Source organism: Micromonospora sp. NPDC048894, assembly GCF_040649765.1.
Lineage (GTDB): Bacteria > Actinomycetota > Actinomycetes > Mycobacteriales > Micromonosporaceae > Micromonospora > Micromonospora antibiotica.
Genome location: NZ_JBEZFY010000001.1, coordinates 700,719 through 723,349 on the forward strand (window position 1 = coordinate 700,719; position 22,631 = coordinate 723,349).

Annotated in this window: 20 protein-coding genes and 1 pseudogene; 12 read left to right on the forward strand and 9 right to left on the reverse strand. The window is 71.8% G+C overall.

All coding sequences use genetic code 11. The features are described 5' to 3' along the window. The first annotated feature begins 131 nt into the window (after nt 1-131). Nucleotides 132-1,346 carry a PP2C family protein-serine/threonine phosphatase gene (locus AB0C22_RS03330; protein ID WP_255597845.1) on the forward strand — a complete coding sequence of 405 codons (1,215 nt, stop codon included), beginning with the start codon at nt 132-134 and terminating at the stop codon, nt 1,344-1,346. Nucleotides 1,347-1,412: 66 nt separating this feature from the next. Here AB0C22_RS03330 and AB0C22_RS03335 read toward each other — a convergent pair whose 3' ends face one another. Then, nucleotides 1,413-2,645 (reverse strand): hypothetical protein, encoded by a 1,233-nt coding sequence (locus tag AB0C22_RS03335; protein ID WP_357533203.1) that lies wholly within the window; start codon nt 2,643-2,645, stop codon nt 1,413-1,415. 137 nt (nt 2,646-2,782) lie between these two features. Beyond that, nucleotides 2,783-5,785 carry a family 16 glycoside hydrolase gene (locus tag AB0C22_RS03340; RefSeq protein WP_357533205.1) on the reverse strand — a complete coding sequence of 1,001 codons (3,003 nt, stop codon included), beginning with the start codon at nt 5,783-5,785 and terminating at the stop codon, nt 2,783-2,785. A 263-nt stretch (nt 5,786-6,048) separates the two neighbouring features. On the opposite strand from AB0C22_RS03340, the gene AB0C22_RS03345 reads away from it, so the two are divergent. Next, nucleotides 6,049-6,720, forward strand: a complete 672-nt coding sequence (locus tag AB0C22_RS03345; protein ID WP_357533207.1) for a DUF305 domain-containing protein — start codon at nt 6,049-6,051, stop codon at nt 6,718-6,720. Nucleotides 6,721-6,932: 212 nt separating this feature from the next. On the opposite strand, the gene AB0C22_RS03350 is transcribed toward AB0C22_RS03345, so the two are convergent. Then, nucleotides 6,933-9,482, reverse strand: coding sequence for a hypothetical protein (locus tag AB0C22_RS03350; protein ID WP_255597847.1), 2,550 nt, complete (start codon nt 9,480-9,482; stop codon nt 6,933-6,935). A gap of 336 nt (nt 9,483-9,818) precedes the next feature. Here AB0C22_RS03350 and AB0C22_RS03355 point away from each other — a divergent pair, with 336 nt between their 5' ends. Further along, on the forward strand, nt 9,819-10,166 hold the full coding sequence (locus AB0C22_RS03355) for an STAS domain-containing protein (protein WP_357533209.1): 348 nt from the start codon (nt 9,819-9,821) through the stop codon (nt 10,164-10,166). Between the two features lie 5 nt (nt 10,167-10,171). On the opposite strand, the gene AB0C22_RS03360 is transcribed toward AB0C22_RS03355, so the two are convergent. Beyond that, complete coding sequence (locus AB0C22_RS03360; protein WP_357533211.1) at nt 10,172-11,419, reverse strand: PP2C family protein-serine/threonine phosphatase; 1,248 nt, start codon at nt 11,417-11,419, stop codon at nt 10,172-10,174. Between the two features lie 89 nt (nt 11,420-11,508). Beyond that, nucleotides 11,509-12,159, reverse strand: coding sequence for a TetR/AcrR family transcriptional regulator (locus AB0C22_RS03365; RefSeq protein WP_308290993.1), 651 nt, complete (start codon nt 12,157-12,159; stop codon nt 11,509-11,511). A gap of 55 nt (nt 12,160-12,214) precedes the next feature. Here AB0C22_RS03365 and AB0C22_RS03370 point away from each other — a divergent pair, with 55 nt between their 5' ends. The 4 genes and pseudogenes from AB0C22_RS03370 (at nt 12,215) to AB0C22_RS03385 (ending at nt 13,797) form a co-directional block, all read left to right on the forward strand. Next, nucleotides 12,215-12,508 (forward strand): hypothetical protein, encoded by a 294-nt coding sequence (locus tag AB0C22_RS03370; protein WP_141723074.1) that lies wholly within the window; start codon nt 12,215-12,217, stop codon nt 12,506-12,508. 119 nt (nt 12,509-12,627) lie between these two features. Further along, nucleotides 12,628-12,783: pseudogene (locus AB0C22_RS03375) on the forward strand (methyltransferase domain-containing protein); the annotation flags it as partial. Nucleotides 12,784-12,892: 109 nt separating this feature from the next. Continuing rightward, the gene (locus AB0C22_RS03380) at nt 12,893-13,435 is read left to right on the forward strand and encodes a hypothetical protein (RefSeq protein WP_357533360.1); all 543 of its coding nucleotides are present in this window, start codon (nt 12,893-12,895) and stop codon (nt 13,433-13,435) included. Beyond that, nucleotides 13,432-13,797: a hypothetical protein gene (locus AB0C22_RS03385; protein WP_219466303.1), complete on the forward strand. Its 366-nt coding sequence runs from the start codon at nt 13,432-13,434 to the stop codon at nt 13,795-13,797. Before AB0C22_RS03380 ends, AB0C22_RS03385 begins: the two co-directional genes overlap by 4 nt. 56 nt (nt 13,798-13,853) lie before the next feature. Here AB0C22_RS03385 and AB0C22_RS03390 read toward each other — a convergent pair whose 3' ends face one another. The 3 genes from AB0C22_RS03390 to AB0C22_RS03400 form a co-directional block, all read right to left on the reverse strand. Next, nucleotides 13,854-14,405, reverse strand: a complete 552-nt coding sequence (locus AB0C22_RS03390; RefSeq protein ID WP_357533214.1) for a hypothetical protein — start codon at nt 14,403-14,405, stop codon at nt 13,854-13,856. A 32-nt stretch (nt 14,406-14,437) separates the two neighbouring features. After that, entirely contained in the window at nt 14,438-15,238 is an 801-nt protein-coding gene (locus AB0C22_RS03395) for a SigB/SigF/SigG family RNA polymerase sigma factor (RefSeq protein WP_219466310.1), read from the reverse strand. A 198-nt stretch (nt 15,239-15,436) separates the two neighbouring features. Then, on the reverse strand, nt 15,437-16,021 hold the full coding sequence (locus AB0C22_RS03400) for a hypothetical protein (RefSeq protein WP_357533217.1): 585 nt from the start codon (nt 16,019-16,021) through the stop codon (nt 15,437-15,439). Between the two features lie 89 nt (nt 16,022-16,110). On the opposite strand from AB0C22_RS03400, the gene AB0C22_RS03405 reads away from it, so the two are divergent. Genes AB0C22_RS03405 through AB0C22_RS03415 form a run of 3 tightly spaced genes read left to right on the forward strand, consistent with a single transcriptional unit; the run spans nt 16,111 to nt 19,453 of the window. Continuing rightward, a complete protein-coding gene (locus AB0C22_RS03405) occupies nt 16,111-17,526 on the forward strand; it encodes a peptidoglycan-binding protein (protein WP_357533219.1) in 1,416 nt (471 codons plus the stop codon). A gap of 26 nt (nt 17,527-17,552) precedes the next feature. Next, complete coding sequence (locus AB0C22_RS03410) at nt 17,553-18,209, forward strand: ABC transporter ATP-binding protein (protein WP_208565854.1); 657 nt, start codon at nt 17,553-17,555, stop codon at nt 18,207-18,209. Then, the gene (locus tag AB0C22_RS03415; protein ID WP_208565681.1) at nt 18,206-19,453 is read left to right on the forward strand and encodes an ABC transporter permease; all 1,248 of its coding nucleotides are present in this window, start codon (nt 18,206-18,208) and stop codon (nt 19,451-19,453) included. Before AB0C22_RS03410 ends, AB0C22_RS03415 begins: the two co-directional genes overlap by 4 nt. 197 nt (nt 19,454-19,650) lie before the next feature. Here the strand turns inward: AB0C22_RS03415 and AB0C22_RS03420 are convergent, their stop codons facing one another. Further along, nucleotides 19,651-19,935 (reverse strand): hypothetical protein, encoded by a 285-nt coding sequence (locus AB0C22_RS03420; protein WP_357533221.1) that lies wholly within the window; start codon nt 19,933-19,935, stop codon nt 19,651-19,653. Nucleotides 19,936-20,110: 175 nt separating this feature from the next. On the opposite strand from AB0C22_RS03420, the gene AB0C22_RS03425 reads away from it, so the two are divergent. Together AB0C22_RS03425 and AB0C22_RS03430 are read left to right on the forward strand one after the other, a co-directional pair. Beyond that, nucleotides 20,111-20,416, forward strand: a complete 306-nt coding sequence (locus AB0C22_RS03425; protein WP_219466319.1) for a MerR family transcriptional regulator — start codon at nt 20,111-20,113, stop codon at nt 20,414-20,416. An 876-nt stretch (nt 20,417-21,292) separates the two neighbouring features. Continuing rightward, complete coding sequence (locus tag AB0C22_RS03430; protein ID WP_357533223.1) at nt 21,293-22,630, forward strand: cellulose binding domain-containing protein; 1,338 nt, start codon at nt 21,293-21,295, stop codon at nt 22,628-22,630. Nucleotide 22,631 lies beyond the last annotated feature (1 nt).

Here is a 22,631-nt window from a genome sequence, read left to right on the forward strand (position 1 = left end):
CTCCTTCGTTGGCGCGGACCCGAGATGTCCGCCACGGTCATTCTCCCTGCCCGCCGTGCTGCCCGAATCAGGTGTTGGCGGTTTGCCGTGTGCCTCCTACGGTGTGGAGGACAAGATGGGGGAGGTTCAGGTTGGCCGACGCGGGTGACGCGGTGCGGTGGCTCCAGCTCGCCGCACCCCGCGGCGGGCCGGACGATCTGCCCCTGCTGGTGAACCGGGCCGCGCCGGCCATGGACGCCACCGAGATCGTGATCTACCTGGCGGACTACCAGCAGGCCAGCCTCGTACCGTTGCTCGGTGCCGGTCTCGACCGGGGTGAGCTGGCGATCGAGACGACCCTCGCCGGTCGGGCGTTCACCGGCCTCGACGTGCAGCACGCGGCCGACAGTGCGGACCGGATCTGGGTGCCGCTGCTCGTCGGGTGCGAACGGATGGGCGTGCTGGAGATCGTCTCGCCGGCCGCCGGGGACCCGGCGATGAACGAGCCGGCCTGGGAGTTGGCGACCTGCGTCGCGCAACTCGTGGTGAACCGCCGACCGTACGGCGACGTGGTGGAGCGGCTGCGGCGTCGGCTGCCGATGCAGGTCGCCGCCGAGATCGTCTGGGGCCTGCTGCCCCCGCTGACCTTCGCCACCGACGACATGCTGCTCACCACCATCCTCGAACCGTGCTACGACGTCGGCGGGGACATCTTCGACTACGCGCTCAACGGTGACGTGCTCAGCGTCGGGCTGTTCGACACCTGCGGACACGGCATCAAGGCGAGCACCCTGGCCTCCCTGGTGGTCAGCGCCTACCGCAACGCGCGCCGCTGTGGCCTAGACCTGGTCGACACGGCGACCAGCATCGACAGGTGGGTGCGCTCCGAGCACCCGCACATGTTCGCCACGGCGCTCCTGGTCGAGTTGGAGCGGAGCACCGGCCGGCTCCGGGTGATCAACGCCGGCCACCCGGGCGCGCTGCTGCTGCGCGACGGCAAGGCGATCCGTGAGTTGCCGGGCCCGACCGCGCTCCCGCTCGGCCTGGGCCACCTGGCGACCCAGCGCCCCGAGGTGTACGAGGAGGAGCTGCACCCCGGGGACCGCATCCTCGCCTACACCGACGGCATCACCGACGCGCGGGGCGTCGACGGGGAACGGTTCGGGTTGACGCGTCTCGTCGACTTCGTCAACCGGGCCCTCAACGACAAGTTGGCTACCCCGGAGACGATGCGCCGGCTGGTGCGCGCGGTGGTCGCCTACCAGGAGGGGCAGCTCGACGACGACGCGACGGCGCTGCTGCTGGAGTGGCGTCCACCGCACGCACCGCTGTCCCACCTGCGCGAGCGCACGACCAGCGGACCGTGAGGGCGACGACCCCAGGGTGAGCGTCGCCAGGTGCCCGGCAGCCCTGGTCACGAGGATGCGCACCGCTCAGCCGGCGAGACCACGTTCCGTCGCCCAGTGGTGGGGGCGGGGCACGGGGACGGGGTCGGTCTGCTGCCGCTGGTCGGGCTCGGCAAGCCGGAGCAGGCGGTACATGGTGCGCCGCAGCAGCACGCCGGCATTGCCCGGGCGGGCGGTCAACGCAGCCATCACCGTCTCGGGGTCGACCTCGCCGGTCAGGGCGAGTTGGGAGATCAGCGGCTGTCGGGGGTCCAGGCGGGGTGCGTGGGTGGCGAGCAGGTGCTGGGCCGTACCGGTGGCCGGTACCGGTCCCTGGGCGGGGAGCAGCAGGGTCCGGCGTCCGATGGCGGCGGCGTAGGCCGTGACGGAGCCGTGGTCGCCGACGACGTGGTCGGCGGCAACCACCGGGCCACGCCAGTCCTCGGTCGGATCGGGCAGCAGCAACCCGGCGTCGAGGCAGCCCCGGAGCCAGGCGCGGATCTGGCGGTGCCCGTGTCCGTCCCAGATCGCGGGGTGCAGCAGCGCGGCCACCCGGTACCGGTCCGCCGGGAGCTGTTTCATCAACTGTGGAAGCAGGTCCGGCCAGCGGCCGAAGGCACCGTCCCTGCCCCAGGTGGAGGAGACCACGACGAGTTGCTGATGCTCGCCCAACCCCATGGCCCGCCGGTAGTCCGGGCGGCGGGGAAGGCTGGCGACGAGCCGGTCGACGCAGGGGTCGCCGACGACCACAGCCGCCTCGACCGCCTCCGGGCACTGCCGACGCAGCACCTCCAACTCACGGTCGTGGGAGAGGGCGAGGGCTGTCGGGAGCACGCGCCCGTCATGGGTCAGCCGTTGGGCGTCGAGACCGTACACCGGTGGGTCTGCGAGCACCGGCGCGTCGGACGAACCGGGTCGCACCCGCTTGCTCCGTCCGGCCCCGTGGGCCAGCAGCAGGAGCGGCGCGTGCAGTTGGTGCAGCCCGCCGTGGGCGGCGGCGATGCCGAGGTCGAAGTGCTCCCGGACGGCCTGGTACCAGGGCAGGACGAGCGCGCCGAGCCGGTCGAGGAACCGTGCCACCTGATGGTTGAAGACGTCCGGCGCCACGGTGAAGACCACCTGCACGCGGGGGTCGCCCTCGACGTACCCGATGACGTCCAGCAAGCGTTGGCAGCTCGCGATGGTGTGGGCCACGACGAGCGTCGGCCGGCAACCCGACCGGCTCACCCAGCGGCTGGCGTCGATGCCGACGGGGGCGGGTGACCACTCCAGCGACGTCATTGACGTAACTCTATCCAGGCTCGCGCGGAGTTCGGTGCCGGGGCGGATCCGCGCCTGAAGGAGGTGCCGATCAGGCCAGCCCGCGACGCGGCGCGGCCGGGGCCGTCGAAACGGTCCCGGCCACGTCTCCTACCGGGTCACCCGTCGAGCGGCTTGATCCAGATCTTGCGGTACTGGACCGGGTTGCCGTGGTCCTGGAGCCGGATCGCACCGGCCGCCGGGCCCTCCGGCCGGCTGCCGCCGGTCGGGCCGAGGATCTCCACGTCGTCGTGCACGGTGACGCCGTTCCACACCACGGTCACCCGGGGGTTCGCCACCTTGTTCCCGGCCGCGTCGTAGCGGGCCTGCCGGTACTCGATGTCGTACGTCTGCCAGGTCTGGGGCGGTCGGGCCGCGTTCACGTCGGGCGCCTTCTGGGTGTAGATGGCGGCGGAGTCGTTGTTCTGCGGCGGGTCGACGCCGAACGAGTCGAGCACCTGGATCTCGTAGCGGTCCTGGAGGTAGACCCCGCTGTTGGCGCGCTGCTGCCCGGTCACCTCCGGCGGATAGAGCGGCAGGTTGAACTCCACGTGCAGCCGGAAGTCGCCGAACGCCTGCACGGTGCGCAGGTCACCGCCGCGTACGGTCATGGTGTTGCCGGCGAGCGTCCACTCCGGCTCGCGCCCGTCGGTGTGCTGCCACTCGGTGAGGTCGCCGCCGTCGAACAGGGTGATCCGTTCGCCGCGTGGCCGGACGGCGAGCACGTCGAGGTTGACGTGCCCGGAGTCGGCGCTCTCCTTGCGGTACTCGACGATGTTGCGACCCCGCCGCAGGTGTGCCCTGCTGGTGACGGTGCCCCACTCCTCCCAGGTGACGGTGGACGGGAAGACCGTCTGTTCGATCCGCTTGCCGTTGACGTACAGGCTGAGCTGTTTCGGGCCGGAGAACGGGTTGGGGCCGTTGCTGTAGCGCATCGCCAGGTCGTGGTTGCCGGCCTCGGGGACGTCGACGGAGATCCGGGTCGACGCGCCGTCGTCGGCGAACCCGGCGGCGAAGCCGGCACCGGAGTAGGCGGCGTGGTCGGTGGCCAGGCCGACGCCGACGGTGCGACCCTCCTCGGCCTCGAAGAAGGTCTGCGGCTGGGACACCCGGCCGGGGATCTCGTTGAGCGTGTACCAGGCCTCGGTGTTCCACAACTGCTCGCCGTCGGCGGCGGAGAACGGGCGCGGGGAGCGGACGTGCACCACCCGGTTCTCCTTGAGGCCGGGGATGCGCAGCCGGACGGTGCGCCCGTTGGCCGCCAGCACCGCCCGGGTCACGGTGAGTGTCTCCAGGTCGAGCTTGGGCCCGCCGTACTGGCTGGTCGCCCCGTAGCGCCACTGCGTCACCTGGTACGCCCCGGCGAGCCGCGCGGCGGTCTCGGCCGAGATCGGCTCGGTGTATTCCAGGTCGAACCCGTTGGCGGTGGCCCGCATCTGCTTGACCTCGAAGGCCGAGGTGCCGTTGGGGGTGAGCTTCTGCAGGCCGTAGGTGAGTTTGCCCTCCTGGCCCCAGTTGCCGCCGGCCCCCACGCCGCCCACGTAGACCGCGCCGTCGGGGCCGAGGGTGACCTCGTTGACGCCGGCCTCCAGGCCCTGCGTGTGCCGGAACACCGCCCCCTGGTACTGCCCCTCGACCTCGTCGAGGTAGACCCGTTGCAGGCCGCCGTAGGTGACGTCGCCGACGACGAGCTGCCCGGCGTACGGCCCCTGCGCGAGCAGCACGGGGCTGGACGGGGAGTTGCCGATCTCGTTCTGCGGGAGCCAGACGATCGGTCGGGTCACCGGCTTGTCGTCGTACGGCCCGTCGGGGCTGGTGTAGTGGTTGAAGAACGCCCCCTGCTGGATCTGGACCAGCTTGGACGCGGGCAGCCAGCCACCCTGGTTGTCGGTGACGAGGACCTCGCCGCGCGGCCCCCAGCCAATCCCGTTCGGGGTGCGCAGCCCACCGGCCACATAGGTGATCTTGCCGGTCCGGGCGTTGACCTTGATCGAGGTGCCCCGGTTCGCGGCGGGCTGCGGCACTGTGGTGGCGCCGCCCTGGTTGATCGCGACCGACAGGTTGAGGTGGAAGAACCCGTCCCGGTAGAGCAGGCCGAAGGCGAACTCGTGGAAGTTGCCGCCCCACGGCCAGGTGGCGACCGTACGGCGGTCGTCGGCGTCGCCGTCGCCGTCGGTGTCGCGCAGCGCGGTCAGCTCGTGCTTCTGGCTGACGTAGACGGTGCCGTCGACCACGGCGACGCCCTGCGGCTCGCGCAGCCCGTCGGCGAACCGGTGGTAGGTCACCTGGTCGGGGCCGGTCGCGCCGGTAGCGCCCTCGGCCACCCAGATCTCGCCGGTGGCGTTGTCGGTGCCGCCCCAGGTGCTCAGGACCAGCGCGCCGTCGGGGCGGAACGCCATCCCGGTGACCTGCGGCCGGAACCCGTCGGGGCGCAGGTCGGTGAGGGTGTAGCCGGGGTGCACCCGGTCGAGCGGCAGACCGTCGCCGGCCGAGTCGGTGGCCCCCTCGCAGTACTTCCAGCCCGGCGCGGTCACCCGGACCACCCCGGCCTCGGTGCTCAGGGCGGAGTTCGGGACGAGGGTGAAGTCGGCGTTGCCCGGTGGACGCCACTCCAGCCGCAGCACCTGGCCGCCGCCGTCGTCGAAGTGCTCGATGCGCAGCGGGTGCCGGCCGGCGATGAGGGTGACCGTGCCGTCCTTGGCGGTCTCGCCGTGCAGCCCGTCGTGGTCGACGACGACCGCGTCGCCGATGGTCAGCCGGGAGCCGTCGTCACTGGTGAGGCGGAAGGCGTAGGTGCCGTCCACGGGCGCGGCGAGGTTGGCGGTGACGTGGCTGATGAACCGGTCGGCGAGCCCGAAGTCATCCGTGCTGGTCCAGTTGACCTGCGGCATCAGCTTGTCGACGTTGGGCGTCTGCGCGGGCTTGAGGGTGCACAGCGCGGACAGCGGGGTGCCCATGTCGTACGAGCGCAGGGTGACGCCGGGTTCCTGGGGCGGGAGGTCGGCGGTGGGTGCGGCGGTGGCCGGGGTGACGGAGGCGGTGGCGAGCACGGTGGCCAGGGCGGTGCCGGCGGCCACGAGCACGGGTCTGCGACGCCAGCGACGCCGGTGCGGGGCGGTCATGGTTCCTCCAGTGGTGGTGGGCCCGGCCGGGGAGGGACCGCGCCACTTTCTCCCGATGGCGGGTCGGTATGGAACGCGTCACACCAAAGATTGATCGCAGACACTAGCACTTTGGATCGATTCGGGGAAACTTTTCGATGAGTGAGCGAAAGTGGCTACGGATGGGCCCGATTCCACCGACTCGTGGGCTGGTGGGGGTGCCGGGATTGAGGCACTATTCCCAGGGACTCTGCGCAGCTCAAGCCCAGACTGGTAGGTGAATCGTGCCGCTGCCCCGTCGCGTGGTCGTTTCCGGTGTGGTCGCCACGGTCGTCCTCGGCGCGGTGGTGGGAGTGGCCCTCTGGGTGGGCCGGGACGACCCGGCCTACCAGCCGCCGACATCACGCGTGGTGCAGCCGGGCGCACCCGGCCAGCCGGGTCGGCAACTGTCCGGCACCGACCTGGCGCAGGTCTCGCCGCCCGGGTTCACCGCAGCCGACAGCCGGTTCGTCCAGGGCATGATCCCGCACCACACGCAGGCGCTGGCGATGACCGCGCTGCTGGCCGGACGGACCACCAGCCCGGACGTGACGCTGCTGGCCAAGCGGATCGAGGTGTCGCAGGGCGACGAGATCGCCCGGATGCGCACCTGGCTGGCCGAGCGCAACGTGCCGGCCGCCGGCCCGCACGACGGGGCGGCGCACGACGCGCTCATGCCGGGAATGCTGACCGCCGCCCAGTTCGACCAGCTCAAGCAGGCTAGTGGTACGGAGTTCGACCGGCTCTTCCTCACCGCGATGATCCGCCACCACCAGGGCGCGTTGACCATGGTGGAGCAGCTGTACGCGGGCGGCGGCGGGCTGGAGCCGGCGAGCGACCAGTTCGCCCGCGAGGTCAACGCCGACCAGGGCATCGAGATCCAACGGATGCAGCAGATGCTGGCCAGACTCGGCTGAGCTGCCGTCGGGCGGCACCGGTTCGGGTGCTGGCCAAACTCGGCTGAGCTGCCGTCGGGCGGCACCGGTTCGGGTGCTGGCCAAACTCGGCTGAGCCGCCGTCGGGCGGCACCGGACCGGGCCGCAGGAGTCGGGGAACGGCCGGGGCCCGCCCAGCGACGCTGGGCAGGCCCCGGTTCGTGCGATCCGTCGGTCCGGCCGGACCGGGCGGGTTACCTGTCGAGCTGGTCGATCAGCGCCTGGGCGTCGCGGACCAGCAGGTTGCGCGCGCCGACGGCGTTGAGCGCGCGGGCCTGGTCGACGAAGGTGGTCAGGTGGGTGACCGCCTCCGCCGGCTGCCCGCCGCTGGCCGCCGCGGCGGCCTTGCCGAGGCTGGTGGTCAGCTTGTCGGCGTTGCCCGCGCTGACGGTGCCGGCGGACCGGTAACCGTCCACGAGGGACCGCAGGTCGGCGAAGGACGTCGTCGTGGTGAACGTGACGGACCGGTTGGTGGTGTTGCCGGCCTTGTCCTTCGCGGTCACCGTCAGGGTATGGCTGCCCAGCGGGAGGCTGGACAGGGCGACCGTCGTCCCCCGGGCGACCCGCTTGCCGTCCAGCAGCGCGCTGTCCGGGTTGATGCCGGGCCCGGAACCGGTGTCGGTGACCGACCAGTCCACCGTCACCGCACCGGAGTCACCGTACGAGGTGCCGTCGGTGAGCCCGGAAACCTGCACGGCGGGTGCCGTCCGGTCGATCTTGAGCCACTGGCTGCCCTGCCGGGAGGTGTTGCCGGCCCCGTCGACGGCCCGATAGCGCACCGGACCCTTGACGTCGGCGCTGATCGTCGCGACACCGCTGGCCGGGACGTCCACCCAGGTCACGCCGTCGTCGATCGAGTACTGACCGGTCCAGAGACCGGCGATCAGGCCGGTGAGGGTGAGCGTGACGTCACCGGTGTACCAGCCGTTGCTGCCGGTCGGCTCGGCCGGGCCCACCGTGGCGGCGACCCTCGGGTTGAAGGTGTCCGCCAGGTCCACCACGGACTGCCGGAGCGTGCGGTGCGCTGCGGTGTCGAGCTTGTCGGCCAGGGCACGCAGTTGCTCCTCGGCGGCGAACCGCCTGCCCTCGGCGGCGAATCCGCTGGCCCGGGAGAGGACCGCGTCGACCTCCGTGCTCAGCGCCGGGTCGATCGCGCCGGCCCGTACCACCTGGTCGTGGTAGGCGCGGACGAGCGCGAAGCTCGGCGTCCAGCTGATCTTCGGCTGGCCCTGGGCGTTGAACCCGGCCAGCTTCACCTGGCCGGCGGCCTCGATCTCGGCGGCCGACAGGTGCGCGCTGGGGGTCAGCTTGAACACGTCGAAACCGCGGGCGATCTCGTTGCCGTAGAGGTTGCCGTTGTACCAGTACGCCGACCAGAAGCCACCGAGCACGAGTGAGGTAGGGCTGACCGGCCCCCGGTCGAAGTACGCGATCTCCCGTGGGTGCGCCGAGTCGGTGAAGTCGAACACCGAGATGCCGCCCTGGTACCAGGCCTGCATCATGATGTCGCGGCCCGGCACCGGAATCAGCGAGCCGTTGTGCGCGACGCAGTTCTCCTGCAGCGACTGGGGCACCGGCAGCTTGTAGTAGCTGGCGAAGGTCATCTTCCGGTCGACGATGTCGAAGATGGCGTTGGCGCCCCACTGCGGCTGGTCGGTGTCGCGGCAGCGTGCGCCGCTGCCCCCGCCCCACTCGTCAGTGAAGATCACCTTGGTGCCGTCGTTGTTGAACGTCGCCGAGTGCCAGTACGCGAAGTTCGGGTCGGCCACCTCGTCGATCCGCTTCGGGTTGGCCGGGTCCGAGATGTCGATCAGGATGCCGTTGCCCTGACACGCGCCGGCCGCCAGGCCGATCGCCGGGTAGGCGGTGATGTCGTGGCAGGCGTTGGTGTTCGGCGTGGGCGACCAGGTCGACCCGGACGGGTGCCGGGGCGTCACCGGGCCGTTCTGGAGGCCGTCGACCCGACCCGTGGCCGGGTCCTGGAACAGTCGCGGTTGGTTGACCACGGCGGCGTTCTGGGGTGCGGCCACCGGCACCTTGATCACGTCGATCCGCCACCGCGACGGGTTCTCCCCGTCGGCGGCGTTGTTGTTGCACCCCTCCATCGTGGTCGCCGGGCGCACGGATGCCGTACCGGAGACGTAGATGTAGATGTTGTCGGCGTCGCGGGGGTCGGTCACCACCGTGTGGGTGTGCGAGCCACGGCAGAGCTGAACCCCCGCGACCTGCACCGGGTTGCGGACGTCGCTGATGTCGAAGATCCGCACGCCCTGGAACCGGGTGCCGACGTTGGGGTTCGTGCCGCAGTCGACCCGTCCCCGGGTCTCCTCGACCGACATGAAGAGCAGGTTGCCCTGGACGGAGAGGTCACCCTGCCCACCGGGGCACACCACGCTGGTGACCAGGGTCGGCTCGGCCGGGTTGGCCACGTCGGTGATCGTGAAGCCGTTGTAGTTGCCCTGGAAGGCGTACCGGCCGCCGAAGGCGAGGTCCGAGTTGTAGTACCCGCCGTTGCCAGGGTTGGTCGGGTCGACGAATCCGGCCGGCTTGTCGCGGTGCGCCACCTGTTCGAGGTTGCTGATCGCGGACTGTGCGTCGAGCCAGCCCGCGCCGAGGCCGACGCGTGGGTCGGGCTCGGCCGCCGACGCCGTACCGGGGATCGCGCCGGCCAGGAGCAGCCCGGCGGCCATCAGGCCGAGTGCCCGTCGGCCCCGGCGTGCCCTGGGGGTTGAGGGAGTGGTCATGTATCGCCTTCCGATCGAAGGACCAGCCGCGACGTCCACATAGGGAGAAACGCGCCGCGTGAGTAAGGACCGTACCGACGATCAGTCGCTGGTCAAGATACTCATGTGAGTTATGTACGCGTTTGCGCGGCAAGCCGTGCGCAATTGCCTCCGGACGACCGCGCAGGTCACGACAGGCGTAGGAAGCGCCGGCCCGGTCCGTGCGCCAGTCGTCGAGTCGCCACCGACCCGCCCACCCGGCGGGCGTCGCCGAGCGCTCATGGGTGGTTTCTGGCACCGTGTGAACGACGTACTGCGTCATCGGATGTCCGGTACGTCGCAACGAAGGGGGTTCACGTGGAATTCACGCTGTCGACCCGCCAGGAGGGTGCCGGCACAGTGGTGGAGATCGCCGGTGACCTGGACATGAGCACCACCCCGCAGTTGCGGGAACGGTTACGCGAAGTGGTCGAGGGCGGCGCCCGGGTCGTGGTGGTCGACCTGACCGGTGTCGGGTTCATGGACTCCAGCGGCCTCGGCGCGCTCGTGGTCGCCTATCGGGAGCTGCGGGAACGCAACGGCTGGCTCGGGCTGGCCGGGGTCCGCCGGCCGGTCCGCACGGTGTTGTCGATCACGTCGGTCGACCAGGTCATCGGCATCTTCGACACGGTGCCCGACGCCGAGGCGGCGGCCCGGGTGTCGTGATCCCCTCAGTGGGGCCGGACGCTGGCCCGGGTGGTGTCCGCGCCGGCGGTGCTACGGCGCGGCCCGTGGTCGCCGTACCAGTCGATGATCAGCAGGGTCGCGTCGTCGGCCAGGGCCGGACCGGCGATGGACAGCACCGCGTCCGACAGCGCCCGGACCGCCTCCCGGGGGTGCAACGGCGCGATGTCGAGCAGGGCGGCCGGTAGGTCGAGATCGGCGGCGTTGCGTTCGCGCATCCCGTCGGTGACCACGACCAGCCGGTCACCGGGGCGCAGGGCGACCTCCCCGCTGCGGAAGCCCGCCTCGGGGAACATGCCCAGCGGGAAGTTGCCGGGCAGTTCCAGGGCCGTGGTCCGGCCGTCGCGGACCAGCATCGGCGGGACGTGCCCGGCGTTGAGCAACTCGCAGCGCCCGGTGGGCAGGTCGATGCGGCCCAGCACCGCCGTCACGTACGCGCCACGGACGTTGGCGTGCTGGGCGATGGCGCTGTTGGCCTCGTCGGCCTGCGCGGTCAGGCTCAGGCCACGGCGGCGGGTGTTGCGCAGACTGCCCACCCCGAGAGTGGCGGTCAGCGCGCTGGCGACCCCGTGGCCCATCGCATCGGTGACGCTCAGGTGCAGCACGTCGCGGGCCACGCTGTAGTCGAAGGTGTCGCCGCCGACGCTCGCGGCCGGCTCCAGCCAGCCGGAGAGGGTGAACGCGCCGCCCTCGCAGGTGAACGAGGCGGGTAGCAGCCGGCGTTGGATCTCGGCGGAGAGGGTGAACGGGGTGCTGCGCTGCCCCCACTCGAACAGGTCGGTGTGCCGCCGGTTGGCGATTATCACGAACGCCAACGCGTGCGCGGTCCGGGCGACCCGGGCGATCACCTCGTCGTCCGGCTCGTCGGGCAGGTCGATCTCCAGCAGGCCGATGACCTCGCCGCGCTCGGTGACGGGTGCGAGCAGCCGCCACCGGCCGTTGCCGGGCAGCACCTGGGGGAGCTGGAGGCGCACCGCCTGCTCGTAGGGCCCGCCGTCGAACGGGAGCACCTCGGCGGCCTCCTCGTCCTGGAGGCGGCCCGGCCCGTCGGCGCCCGGCTGGTGGGTCAGCCGGACCAGGGCCCGACCGCTGAGATCGGCGATCAGCAGCGAGACGCCGAGCGCGTCCAGCGCCGAGGCGATGGCTCCGGTGACCGCCTCGACGGCCTCGACCGGGGCGGCGTCCTCGGCCGACTGCAGCATCTCGGCCAGCACGATCTGGTCGCTGTCCTCCACCCGTCGAGCATAGGCACTCCGGGTGCCGCCCGCCTCACGAGCCGACCGTGGGTCGGCGGGGACCCCGCCGGGACCGGTCACGCTGTCGGTCACCCCGGCGGGGGGCCGGCGAGGACGGCCCCACCGACCGTGTCCACGTACCACCGCTGGTACTGCTCCGGTGGCCAGCCCCGTTGCCGGACGAGCCAGTCGAAGTTGCGGACGTCCTGCGCCAGCCAGAGGATGTCCGCGACCTGGTCGACGTCCAGGTCGGGGCGGAGGGCCCCGGTGCCGACGAGTTCCGCGGCGAACATGGCCATGCCCCGGCGGCGCTCGTCGACGTTCTTGCGCCAGATCTCGGCGGCGTCCTGATCGGCGGTGGCGGCCCCGGCCAGCGCGAGCATCACCTGGGCCTGCCGGGCGTTCACCTCGACCAGGTGGCGGGCGTAGCGGATGAGCTTGGCGCGGGGGTCGGCGAGTGCCCGGATCTCGGCGACGAAGGGCCGGTCCGGCAGGGCCACCGGTTCGTCGTCGCCGGCCAGGGTGACGTCGACCAGGTCGGAGAGCAGTTGGCGCTTGCTGCCGAACAGCGCGTACACCGTCTGGACCGCGACGCCTGCCGTTGCGGCGACGGCGGTCAGCGGGGTGGCCGCGTAACCGGGGTCGACGAACAGTCGACCGGCCGCTTCGAGAATCGCCCCTCGGGTCTGTCGGGATTGTTCCTTCCGCCGGGAGGAGTCATAGCGCCTCTTGACAACCACGCCACGAGTGTAGTGCTCTATTCGATAGATGATAACTCTATCGAAAGTGGTGGCCATGCCGTTCGGTGTGTTGCAGGAGATGCCCGGCGTCAGCGAGGCGGAGTACCGCCAGGTCGAACGGCACCTCGGACCGGACCGGCCGCCGGGGCTCGTCGCCCACGTCGCCGGCCCGGTCGAGGACGGCTGGCGCATCATCAACATCTGGCAGGACGAGGCCGCGTTCCGCCGGTTCCAGTCCGAACGGCTGGTCCGGGCGGCGGGCCTGGCAGCGCAGGAGGACGGCTTCGACCCGACGAAGGCGGCCGGCTTCCGCGCGGTGAGCGTCGACGGCACCGAGATGCCGTTCTGATGGCCGACGCCGCCGCCCTGCGGTCCCGAGGTGCCACCTTCTGGGCAGGGGCGGCGGCCGGCTGGATCCGGCACGCCGACTGGCAGGACGGGATCGGGCGACCGTTGGGCGCGGCGGCCATGGATCGCCTGGCCGTACGGCCCGCCGAACGAGTGCTCGACGTGGGCTGCGGTTGCGGCGGCACCACGGCCGAACTCGCCTCGGCCGTGGGCGCGGCCGGCACGGCGGTCGGCGTCGACATCGCCGAGGCGATGGTGGCCGCCGCCCGGCGACGGTTCCCCCCCGGACCGGTACCCCGGAATCCGGTTCCACGCGGCGGACATCGACACCCTCGATGCCGTACCGGGAGCGCCGTTCGACGCCGCGTACTCGCGGATGGCCCTGATGCTGCTGGCGGACCCGGTCGCCGGCTGCACCGCGATCCGGCGGTCGATGCGCCCGGCAGGCCGACTGGCCGCGACCGTGTTCCGCGACGGCACCGTCAACCAGTGGCTGTTCGCCGCGATGCTCGGCGCGGCACCGCACCTCGGAGCGCTGCCACCGCTACCGGTGGGAGCCGAACCCGGTCCGTTCGCCTTCGCCGACCCGGCGCGGCTCATCCGGATCCTCACCGCTGCGGGCTGGACCACTGTCACGACCACGCCGTGTGACGTGGTCATGCAGGCACCCGACGACGCCGAGGCGGTGGCCGAGTGGCTCGTCGAGATCGGCCCGGCCGGTGCCGCGTACCGGGCGGCCCCGCCCGCCGGGCAGGCAGCGGCGCGCGCGGGAGCGGCCCGGTTGCTCGACCGGTTCCGGGAACCCGACGTCGGCTACCGGCTGCCCGCCGGCCTCTGGCTCGTCACCGCGACCGCCGGGGCGGCCGACGAGCCGTCCGCTGCGGACGACCCGTCCTACCCACCCCCTGAAGGGACGAAGAACCGATGAAAACCGTGCGTACGCTCGTGTCGACCCTCTGTCTCGTGCTCACCCTGTCCGCGTGCGACACCGCCGCCGCGCCACCCGACGCCGCGTCCAGCGCGGCCGGGTCCGCTGCGGCCGGCGACTCGACGCCGGTGTCGGCGAAGGAGGTGTGCGCCTACCTGGAGGGGCGGCTGCCGACACTGCGGGGTATCGGGTCCGAGACCGGCGCGATGGCCAACCTCACCGTGAACCTCTATTCCTGGTACGAGAAGCAGGGCGCGGTGCCGAGTGGCCGCCAGATCGACGACCAGACCGGGCAGGAGTGCCCGACTGTCCGGACCGAGTTGCTAGACCTTGCCGGCATGGAGAGCTTCGACCGGCTGTAGGTCGTCCGATGCCGGCTCACCGCGTATCTCGTGCCGCCGCGATGTCCCGCTCGGGGTCAGCGACGGTCGAGGGCCGACTCCAGCCGACGGATCAGCGTCTTGCGGCCCTTGCCCCGGCGCTCGGCACGCAGGGCCGCTCTGAGCTGCGTGGTGTCAAGATCGCGGACGTGCCGGGTCGCCTCGGCGACGGTCAGCTCGGTGAGGGACCCGGCCGACGTGACGCTCCGGCGGGCCCGCCGGGCCGGCCCGGTGTTGGCGACGTACTGCCGGCCGGCCGTCGACGACTTGCGCTTGCGGGCGTCGGTGGCGCGTTGCTGCTGCGGGGAGAGCTGCTTCCAGGCCCGGTCGGGCAGATAGCGGTCGGTCTCGCCGTCGTGCCGGGCCCGGGTGGTGCCCTGCCGGGTCCGCCACTTCTGGTCACCCCAGCGCCGCAGGGACTGCTGCCGCTCGTCGCGCGGGCCCTGGTAGCCACCGCCGCGCTTCTGGTATTCCCGGGTCAGCAACTGCGACTTGCGCGCCGACCACTGTCCCGGCCGACCACCCCGGTCACCGGCCCTGATCTCGTCCTTGAGCCGCTCCCGCAGCTCGGGTTCCGTGTACCGCGCCATGGGGGCGGAGTACCCGTGGTCGCCCGCCGTACTCACCCCCGGTCGTCGGTGAGCCGGCCGCGCAGGACGGCCAGCGCCCGGGTGATGAGCCGGGAGACGTGCATCTGGGAGATGCCGACCCGGTCGGCGATCTCCGCCTGGGTCAGGTTGCCGTAGAAGCGCAGGGCCAGGATCCGGCGTTCGCGGTCCGGCAGGGTGGCGAGGGCGGGGCCGAGGGCGACGTGGATCTCGACCAGTTCGAGTTCGTGGTCCTCGACGCCGAGGGTGTCGGCGAGTTCCATGCCGCCGTCGGTGCCGATGGGGGTGGACAGCGAGGTGGCCTGGTAGGCGCGGGCCCCCTCCAACCCTTCCAGGACGGCCTCCTCGGACACGTCGAGGTAGCTGGCGATGTCGGCGACGGTCGGCGAACGGCCCAGGGTGTGGGTGAGCGTGCTGTTCGCCTCGCTGATCGCCAGGCGCAGCTCCTGGAGCCGGCGGGGGACCCGCACCGACCAGGTGCGGTCCCGGAAGTACCGCTTGATCTCGCCGACGACGGTGGGGATGGCGTACCCGGTGAAGGCGACACCCCGCTCCGGGTCGAAGTGGTCGACCGCCTTGATCAGCCCGAGCGCGGCGGTCTGGGCCAGGTCGTCGTCCTGGACTCCGCGCCCCGAGTAGCGGCGGGCCAGGTGCCGGGCGAGCGGCAACCACGCCTCGATGGCGCGGGCCCGCAGCACCGGGCGGCGCGGGTCGTCGGCGGCCAGCGCCGCCATCGCGGCCACGAGCTCGTCGGCGCTGGCGGCGCGGTGCTGGTCGGTGGGGGTGCCGGCGGTCGGTTCGGACGTGGTGAGCATGCTGGGCCTTCCGCACGTGCCCGCTGATCGGAGCGACCGGAGGAACCTCCGCATCGGCTGACGCCGGAGCACGCGGACGGGCTGCGCGCTGTCACAGGGTCACGATCACGGGACTGGCCACCGCGTCATGTCGTCCATCTGGTGGAGCGAACGCTACCCGAAAGACGGAAGGATGGCTACCCGAAAGGATGATGCCGGTCATCGGCTGAACGCCTCCCGCCGGCACGCCGTCATCCGGGGCGACTGGAAGTCACCGTTCGGGCCGACCTCGGTGATGCCGAACTCGCCGTCCTCGTCCGGCTCGGTGAGCCGGTAACCGGCCTTCTTGGCGCACTGGTACCACTGCCGTTGGTTGTCCCGGAACGCGGCGTTGTCCGTGCGCTTCTGCCGTTCATCGAAGAACTCCGGCTCCTTCGACCGGCACGCCGCCCGCACCTCCTTCGCCCTCGGGTCCTTCTGGCTCTCCTTCCAGATGACGCTCCGACCGTCCTCGTACCCGGGGCCGCCCTCCTTCGCCACGCACTCACCCCAGACCGCCCGCAGGGCCTCGATCTCGTCGTTGGTCGCGTCCAGGGGGATCAGGGGACGCTGGTCCTCGACGGAGCCGGCCGGGCTGCTCGACGCCGGGTCCGGGCTCTGCAACGAGGCGACCCGGGAACTGTCGGCCCGTGGGCCGTCGGCCCGGTCGTCGGTGCGGGCGGTGGAACAACCACTGAGCAGGCAACCGACCACCAGCACCGGTACGGCGAAGCGACGGGCCTGCACGGAGAGCATCTTCGGCATGGTGCCCACGGTCGTCGCCTGATGTCAGAAACCCGTGAGGCGGGGCGATCCTGACAGGTTTCTGAAGAACCGTCGCCATGCTCGGCGGTGTGCCAACAGAACAGTCACCAGCGCAGAGCCCACCGCGCCGCACCGGTCGACGCCTCGTCGTCCCGGCGATACTGATCCTGGCGGTGGCGGTCGTCGGCGGCGGCGTCGCCTGGTCCGTCCACCGTGGTCCGGGTACGCCCTCCGGGGACCCGCTGGTCCCGGTGCAGACCACCACCGTCGTCCGGACCGACCTCGCCACCACCGTGTCGCTGACCGGCACCCTCGGGTACGGGCGGGCGGAACCGGTGAAGGGCGGTCGGAGCGGGACGGTCACCTGGCTGCCGGCGGCCGGTGCGACGGTCACCCGGGGCAAACAGCTCTACCGGATCGACGACCAGCCGGTGCCGTTGTTCTACGGTGGCCTGCCGCTCTACCGCGATCTCGCCGAACCCGGCACGGTGGGCCGTGACGTGCGGATCATCGCCACCAACCTCAAGGCGCTGGGTTACGAGATCGGCTACCAGCCCGTACCGGGGGAGAAGGTCGTCCGGCCGGCGAAGGCGGGCCCCGCCACACCGGCGTCCGGCCAGAAGTCGACGTCAGGCCAGCAGAAGTCGACGTCCGGCCAGAAGTCGGCGTCCGGGCCCGGGGAGACCGCCACGGGGCAGCAGCGCGCGGGGTCGGAGCCGGGGCAGCCGGCGTCGGCGCAGGCGGCCTCTGGTCAGCCCGCGTCCGGGCAGGCGGCTGCTGGTCAGGGTGCGTCCGGGCAGGAGGCTGCTGGGCAGGGCGCGGCGGCACCCACACCGGCGGCGGGCGGCACCGCCGCCACCCCCGCCCGGGTCGTCGTCCGCAAGGGTGAAGGGGTGCTGACCGGCTCGCTGATGCGGGCGATCAAGCGCTGGCAGCAGGACGTCGAACTGCCGGTGACCGGCCGGATCGCCGTCGGCGACGTCGTCGTGCTGCCCGGCGCGGTCCGGGTCGACGCCGTCACCGCCCTACGCGGGGACGACGCCGAGACCCCGCTGTTGACCGTCACGCCCACCGCGAAGGTGATCACCGTCCAGGCCACGGTGACCGAGGCCGGGACGGTCCACCGGGGCGACCGGGTGACGGTCACCCTGCCGGGCGACAAGACGGTCGACGGCACGGTGTCGGCGGTCGGCACCACCGTCGCGCAGGACGACGCCGCGGGCCCGACCAGTGAGCCCAAGCGGGCCGTCACGGTGACCGTCGACGAGGACCTGACCGGGACCGACGCCGCCGACGTGCGGGTCGACCTGGCCGGCGAGACCCGACCGGACGTGCTCGCCGTGCCGGTCGGCGCGCTGGTGGCGCTCAGCGAGGGCGGCTACGCGCTGCAACGGGCCGACGACGACCGGTTCGTGGCCGTCGCCACCGGCATGTTCGCCAAGGGGATGGTCGAGGTCTCCGGCGACGGGATCACCGAGGACCTCAAGGTGGTGACGACCTCGTGACCGTGCTGGCCGTACGCGATGCCGCCATGCGCTATCCCGGCGGGGTCACCGCCCTCGCCGGTGTCTCGCTCGACATCACCGGGGGCGAGATGCTGGCCATCGTCGGCCCGTCCGGCTCCGGCAAGTCGACCCTGCTGCACATCATGGGCACCCTGGACCGGCCGACGTCCGGCACGGTGCACCTGGGTGGGCTCGACGTCGGCGGGCTCTCCGACCGGCAACTGTCCGCGTTGCGGGGGCGCTGGCTGGGCTTCGTCTTCCAGCAGTTCCACCTCACCGCCGGGCTGAGCGCGGCCGAGAACGTCGCCACCGGGCTGCTCTACGCCGGGGTGCCGCGCCGGCACCGCCGGTCGTTGGCCCTCGCGGCGCTCGACCGGGTCGGCCTGGCGCACCGCGTCACGCACCTGCCGCACCAGCTCTCCGGTGGTGAGCGGCAGCGGGTGGCGATCGCCCGGGCGCTGGTCCACCAGCCCGCTCTGCTGCTCGCCGACGAACCCACCGGCGCGCTGGACACCCGCACCGGCCAGGCCGTCCTGGAGCTGCTGTACCGGCTGCACGCCGAGGGCACCACCATCGCCGTGATCACCCACGACCGGGACATCGCCGCCCGACTGCCCCGTCGGGTGGAGCTGCGCGACGGTCACCTGGTCGCCGACTCCGGCCGGGTGGTGACGCCCCGATGAGCACGGACACCCCGCAGGCGTCGCATCCGGGTACCGCACGTGACGCCGCCCGGCCGGTCCGACTGGCCCTGACCGACCTGCTCGGACTGGGTCTGCTCGGCATCCGTACCCGGCGAACCCGGGCCGCGCTGTCCGCGCTCGGCATCGCCATCGGGATCGCCACGATGATCGTGGTCACCGGCATCCCCGCCTCCAGCCAGGCCCAGCTCATGCGGGAACTGGCCGCGCTCGGCACCAACATGCTGGAGGTACGGGCCCTGCCCGACCAGGACCCACCGGCGCTGCTGCCGCAGGAATCGACCGGCATGGTACGTCGGGTCGGCCCGGTGACCAGCGTCAGCGCGGTGGCCAACACCCACACCCTGGTACGCCGGTCCGACCGCGCCGACCCCGATGACGGCTCCGGCCTGACGGTGCTGGCCAGTCAGCTCGACCTGCTCCCGATCATCAACGCCCGCGTCCAGCACGGCAGTTGGCTCACCCCGGCGACCGCACGGTTTCCCACCGTGGTGCTCGGGTCGGTCGCGGCGGCCCGGCTGGGGGTGGTCGACGTGGGCACCGGGGGTGGCCCCGGTCAGCAGGTGATGATCGGCGACCGGTGGTTCACCGTCGTCGGCATCCTGGCCGCCGTCCCGCTGCTGCCGGAGATCGACCGGTCCGTGCTGGTCGGCTGGCCGGCCGCGCAGTCCGAACTCGGCTTCGACGGGCACCCCACCGTGCTCTACGTCCGGTCGCTGGAGCCGGCGGTGGAGCAGGTCCGGGCGGTGCTGCCCGAGACGGTCAGCCCGCAGAGCCCGGCCGACGTGCTGGTCAGCCGACCGTCGGACGCCCTGGCCGCGAAGCGCGCCACGGAGAGCGCCTTCTCGTCGCTGTTTCTCGCCCTCGCTGCGGTGGCGTTGCTGGTCGGTGGGATCGGGGTGGCCAACACCATGGTCATCTCGGTGCTGGAACGGCGGGCCGAGATCGGCCTGCGGCGGGCGCTGGGGGCCAACCGGGGCCAGATCCGGGGCCAGTTCCTCACCGAGTCGGTGGCCCTGGCGGCGTTGGGCGGGGTGGCCGGGACGGTGCTCGGCGTGGCCGTCACCGTCGGTTACGCCACGTACCACCACTGGCCGGTGGTGATCCCGCTGTCGTCGACGCTGGCCGGGCTGGGGGGTGCGGTGGTGGTGGGCGTGGTGGCCGGCGTCTACCCGTCGATGCGCGCCGCCGCCCTGTCGCCGACCGAGGCGCTGGCCAGCGTCTGACCACGGCGGCCCGTTGCGTTACGTCAGGTGTCCACGCGCTCACGGAGAAAAACTATGTGCGAAACGCTAGATATTCTTGCCGGCAGTGGTTAGTGTTCCTGTCGTTGACAGCAGAGATCGTCGAAAACGCCGACGAAGTGACCGAGCGGGGCCCCGGACATGTCTCGTGGCCCGGCCGGCACGGCGGTGAGTTCTGATCACCGCAGCAAGCAGAGCAAGAGCGTGATGGTGAACGACAAGACCCTGATGTAATTCCAGGTCAGGGCAGACAGGTGGGCCAGTGCTGGTTCGGGGCTCGCCTGGTGGGACAGTCCGTTGCACGTGGACGGGGCCATGAAGTCGCGTGGGGCTCCGACACCGATGGACAGCACGACGAACGTCAGGAAGTGAAAGCAGAGGAAAGGGAGGGCCCCGAACACCGTTGGATCGCCCGCCTCCAGGACGCACGTGTCGATTCTGGAGCCGGACACCGCAGTTTCCATCGAACGAAAGGTGGTCTCCGGTCACGCTTATGCGATCCTCGCGCCCTGGTCCGCCGATGGCGGCGGGTGCGGATACGACAAACCGACGAACCTGTCGGTAGATGGTGTTTCAGACCCGTAAACCCCGGGCCCCGGCGCGAAAGCGCCGGGGCCCTCGTCACGGAGAGGTGTGTGTATGGCCCAACCCGACGACATGTTCGATGACGAGGACTTTCCCGCCTACACGATGGGCCGCGCCGCCGAGATGACCGGTGCTACCCAGGACTTTTTGCGTCGCCTCGACGAGGCGAAGCTGATCACCCCGGTCCGGTCGGCCGGCGGTCACCGCCGCTACTCCCGTTACCAGCTGCGCCTTGCCGCGCGGGCGCGGGAGATGGTCGACCAGGGCACAGCCCTGGAAGCCGCCTGTCGGATCATCATTCTCGAAGACCAACTCGAAGAAGCCCTCCGGCGCAACCAGCAGGACCAGCGGCCGAGTTGACCGACGACCCGCTGCCCCGGGTGGGCGCGGCGGGCCCGGCCGGTGTCGGGCCCGCCACGGATCGTTCGCCCGATCCTGACCGTGGGCCGCGACACCGGCCACCGCGGGCGACGCCCGGTGTCGCCCATGACGATTCAGCAGCCCTCGGGTGGGGGTGAGATCGGAGCATGGTGGTGGCCATCGACGGTGTCCCCCGGTCGACCGCCCTGAGCGCCTCCGGTGTTAGCGGTCACAGTCGTCGACGGGTCCAGATTCCGGAAAGTTACGAATTTCGCCACCGATAGTTTCGAGGAGAGCTGTCGGTTCCCGGTGCCGTCGGGCTCGGTGAACCCCGTGCGGGGCTACAGCGGTCGACGCCGCGCGCGTCGTCCCCGACCCGTTCCGGAGCGTCGCCCCGACCTGCGGAAGGGGTTCCTGGCCAGGGAAAACGGCGCGGTCGTGCGGGCCGGGTCCGACCTGCCGCCGCGCGCCGGACCCCGGCTGCGGCGGGTCGGGCGTCCGCCGGCGGTGGGCCCGGTCGTGGTGTGTCGGCGGATCCGCGCCGACCGCCCCGGGACGTGACCGGTTGAGCATGTTATCGATAACCTGCTATCTTTCGGCCGGGAGCGAAGGGCACGTTCCCAGTCATCCCCGTCACTCGGCGGCGGTGCGCGAGGGCACCCCTCCCGCGCCCCCTGCCGGTCGGTGAACAGTCCGGGCCGCCCCACCGAGCCGTCGTGCCGCCCGCGCCGAACGGGCGCGTCCGCCCACCCGAGTCGACTCGCCGACGGCGAACCGACGGGTCCGAGTCGTCCTCCGTGCGCATCGTGCTGTCCCCGTCGGGCCGGCCGACGCCCGCCCGTTCGACGTCGCGTACCACCACCGGGACAAAGACCCATGGCAAGGAGCCAAGCAATGGTGAGACACAGACATCTACTTCCGACCATCGCCGCCGTGGCCGTTCTCCTCGCGGCGACCGTCGGCGGCGCGCTCAACGGCGGGCTGCCCGCCACGGCGGAGGCCGCGACGAACGGCACCCTCGCGGCGACCGCGGGCTGCGGCAAGGCGCCCACGCTGAGCAACGGCACGCGCACCATCACCAGCAGTGGCCAGAACCGCAGCTACATCCTGCGGATCCCGGACGGGTACGACCGCAACCGCCAGTACCGGCTGGTCGTCGGCTTCCACTGGTTGAACGGTTCGGCGCAGAACGTGTCCTCCGCCGGCTACTACGGCCTGCTGCCGCTGTCGAACAACAGCACCATCTTCGTCGCCCCGCAGGGCATCGACGCAGGGTGGGCCAACACCAACGGTCGGGACCTGACCCTCTTCGACGACATCACCCGGCAGGTCGAGAACGACCTGTGCGTCGACACCACCCAGCGGTTCGTGCTGGGCTGGAGCTACGGCGGGGCGATGAGCTACGCGGTGGCCTGCGCCCGGCCCACCGTCGTCCGCGCGGTCGCCGTGCTCTCCGGCGCCCAGCTGAGCGGCTGCAACGGTGGCACCCAGCCGGTGCCGTACTTCGGCATCCACGGCACCCACGACAGCGTGCTGAACATCTCGATGGGCCGGTCGCTGCGGGACACGTTCGTCCGGAACAACGGCTGCACCGCGCAGAGCCCCCGCGAGCCGGGCCTCAACACCTTCACCCACATCACCACCGTCTACTCGGGCTGCCGCTCCGGCTTCCCGGTGCAGTGGGCCGCGTTCGACGGGGACCACACCCCCAGCCCGGTCGACGGCTCGGGCAGCCCCAACGACTCGCGGACCTGGACCTCGGGCGAGATCTGGCGCTTCTTCAGCCAGTTCCAGTCCACCACGCCGCCGACCACGCCCCCGCCGACCACCGCTCCGCCGACGACCCCGCCGCCCACCACCGCCCCGCCGACCACGCCTCCGCCCACCACCCCGCCGCCCACCAGCGGGCCCGGCGGCTGCACCGCCACCTACAAGGCGATCAACAACTGGCCCGGCGGTTTCCAGGGTGAGGTCACCGTGGCCAACACCAGCTCCGGCGCGATCACCGGCTGGGCCGTGGGCCTGAGCCTGGGCAGTGGCCAGGCGATCAGCAGCGTCTGGAACGGCGTCAACACCGGCACCACCGGCAACGTCACCGTCCGCAACGCCGCCTACAACGGTGCGCTCGCGCCCAACGGCTCGACCACCTTCGGCTTCACCGCCACCGGCAACGGCACCCCGCCGCCCGGCAACATCACCTGCGCCATCTCCTGAC

Coding starts and splice junctions, on each gene's coding strand:
- AB0C22_RS03415 (WP_208565681.1), top strand. CDS start 18,206: ATGAGCACGGACACCCCGCAGGCGTCGCATCCGGGTACCGCACGTGAC.
- AB0C22_RS03410 (WP_208565854.1), top strand. CDS start 17,553: ATGCGCTATCCCGGCGGGGTCACCGCCCTCGCCGGTGTCTCGCTCGAC.
- AB0C22_RS03385 (WP_219466303.1), top strand. CDS start 13,432: ATGAAAACCGTGCGTACGCTCGTGTCGACCCTCTGTCTCGTGCTCACC.
- AB0C22_RS03425 (WP_219466319.1), top strand. CDS start 20,111: ATGGCCCAACCCGACGACATGTTCGATGACGAGGACTTTCCCGCCTAC.
- AB0C22_RS03395 (WP_219466310.1), bottom strand. CDS start 15,238: ATGCTCACCACGTCCGAACCGACCGCCGGCACCCCCACCGACCAGCAC.
- AB0C22_RS03420 (WP_357533221.1), bottom strand. CDS start 19,935: ATGGAAACTGCGGTGTCCGGCTCCAGAATCGACACGTGCGTCCTGGAG.
- AB0C22_RS03370 (WP_141723074.1), top strand. CDS start 12,215: ATGCCGTTCGGTGTGTTGCAGGAGATGCCCGGCGTCAGCGAGGCGGAG.
- AB0C22_RS03335 (WP_357533203.1), bottom strand. CDS start 2,645: ATGACGTCGCTGGAGTGGTCACCCGCCCCCGTCGGCATCGACGCCAGC.
- AB0C22_RS03400 (WP_357533217.1), bottom strand. CDS start 16,021: ATGCCGAAGATGCTCTCCGTGCAGGCCCGTCGCTTCGCCGTACCGGTG.
- AB0C22_RS03430 (WP_357533223.1), top strand. CDS start 21,293: ATGGCAAGGAGCCAAGCAATGGTGAGACACAGACATCTACTTCCGACC.
- AB0C22_RS03350 (WP_255597847.1), bottom strand. CDS start 9,482: ATGACCACTCCCTCAACCCCCAGGGCACGCCGGGGCCGACGGGCACTC.
- AB0C22_RS03340 (WP_357533205.1), bottom strand. CDS start 5,785: ATGACCGCCCCGCACCGGCGTCGCTGGCGTCGCAGACCCGTGCTCGTG.
- AB0C22_RS03390 (WP_357533214.1), bottom strand. CDS start 14,405: ATGGCGCGGTACACGGAACCCGAGCTGCGGGAGCGGCTCAAGGACGAG.
- AB0C22_RS03380 (WP_357533360.1), top strand. CDS start 12,893: ATGCTGCTGGCGGACCCGGTCGCCGGCTGCACCGCGATCCGGCGGTCG.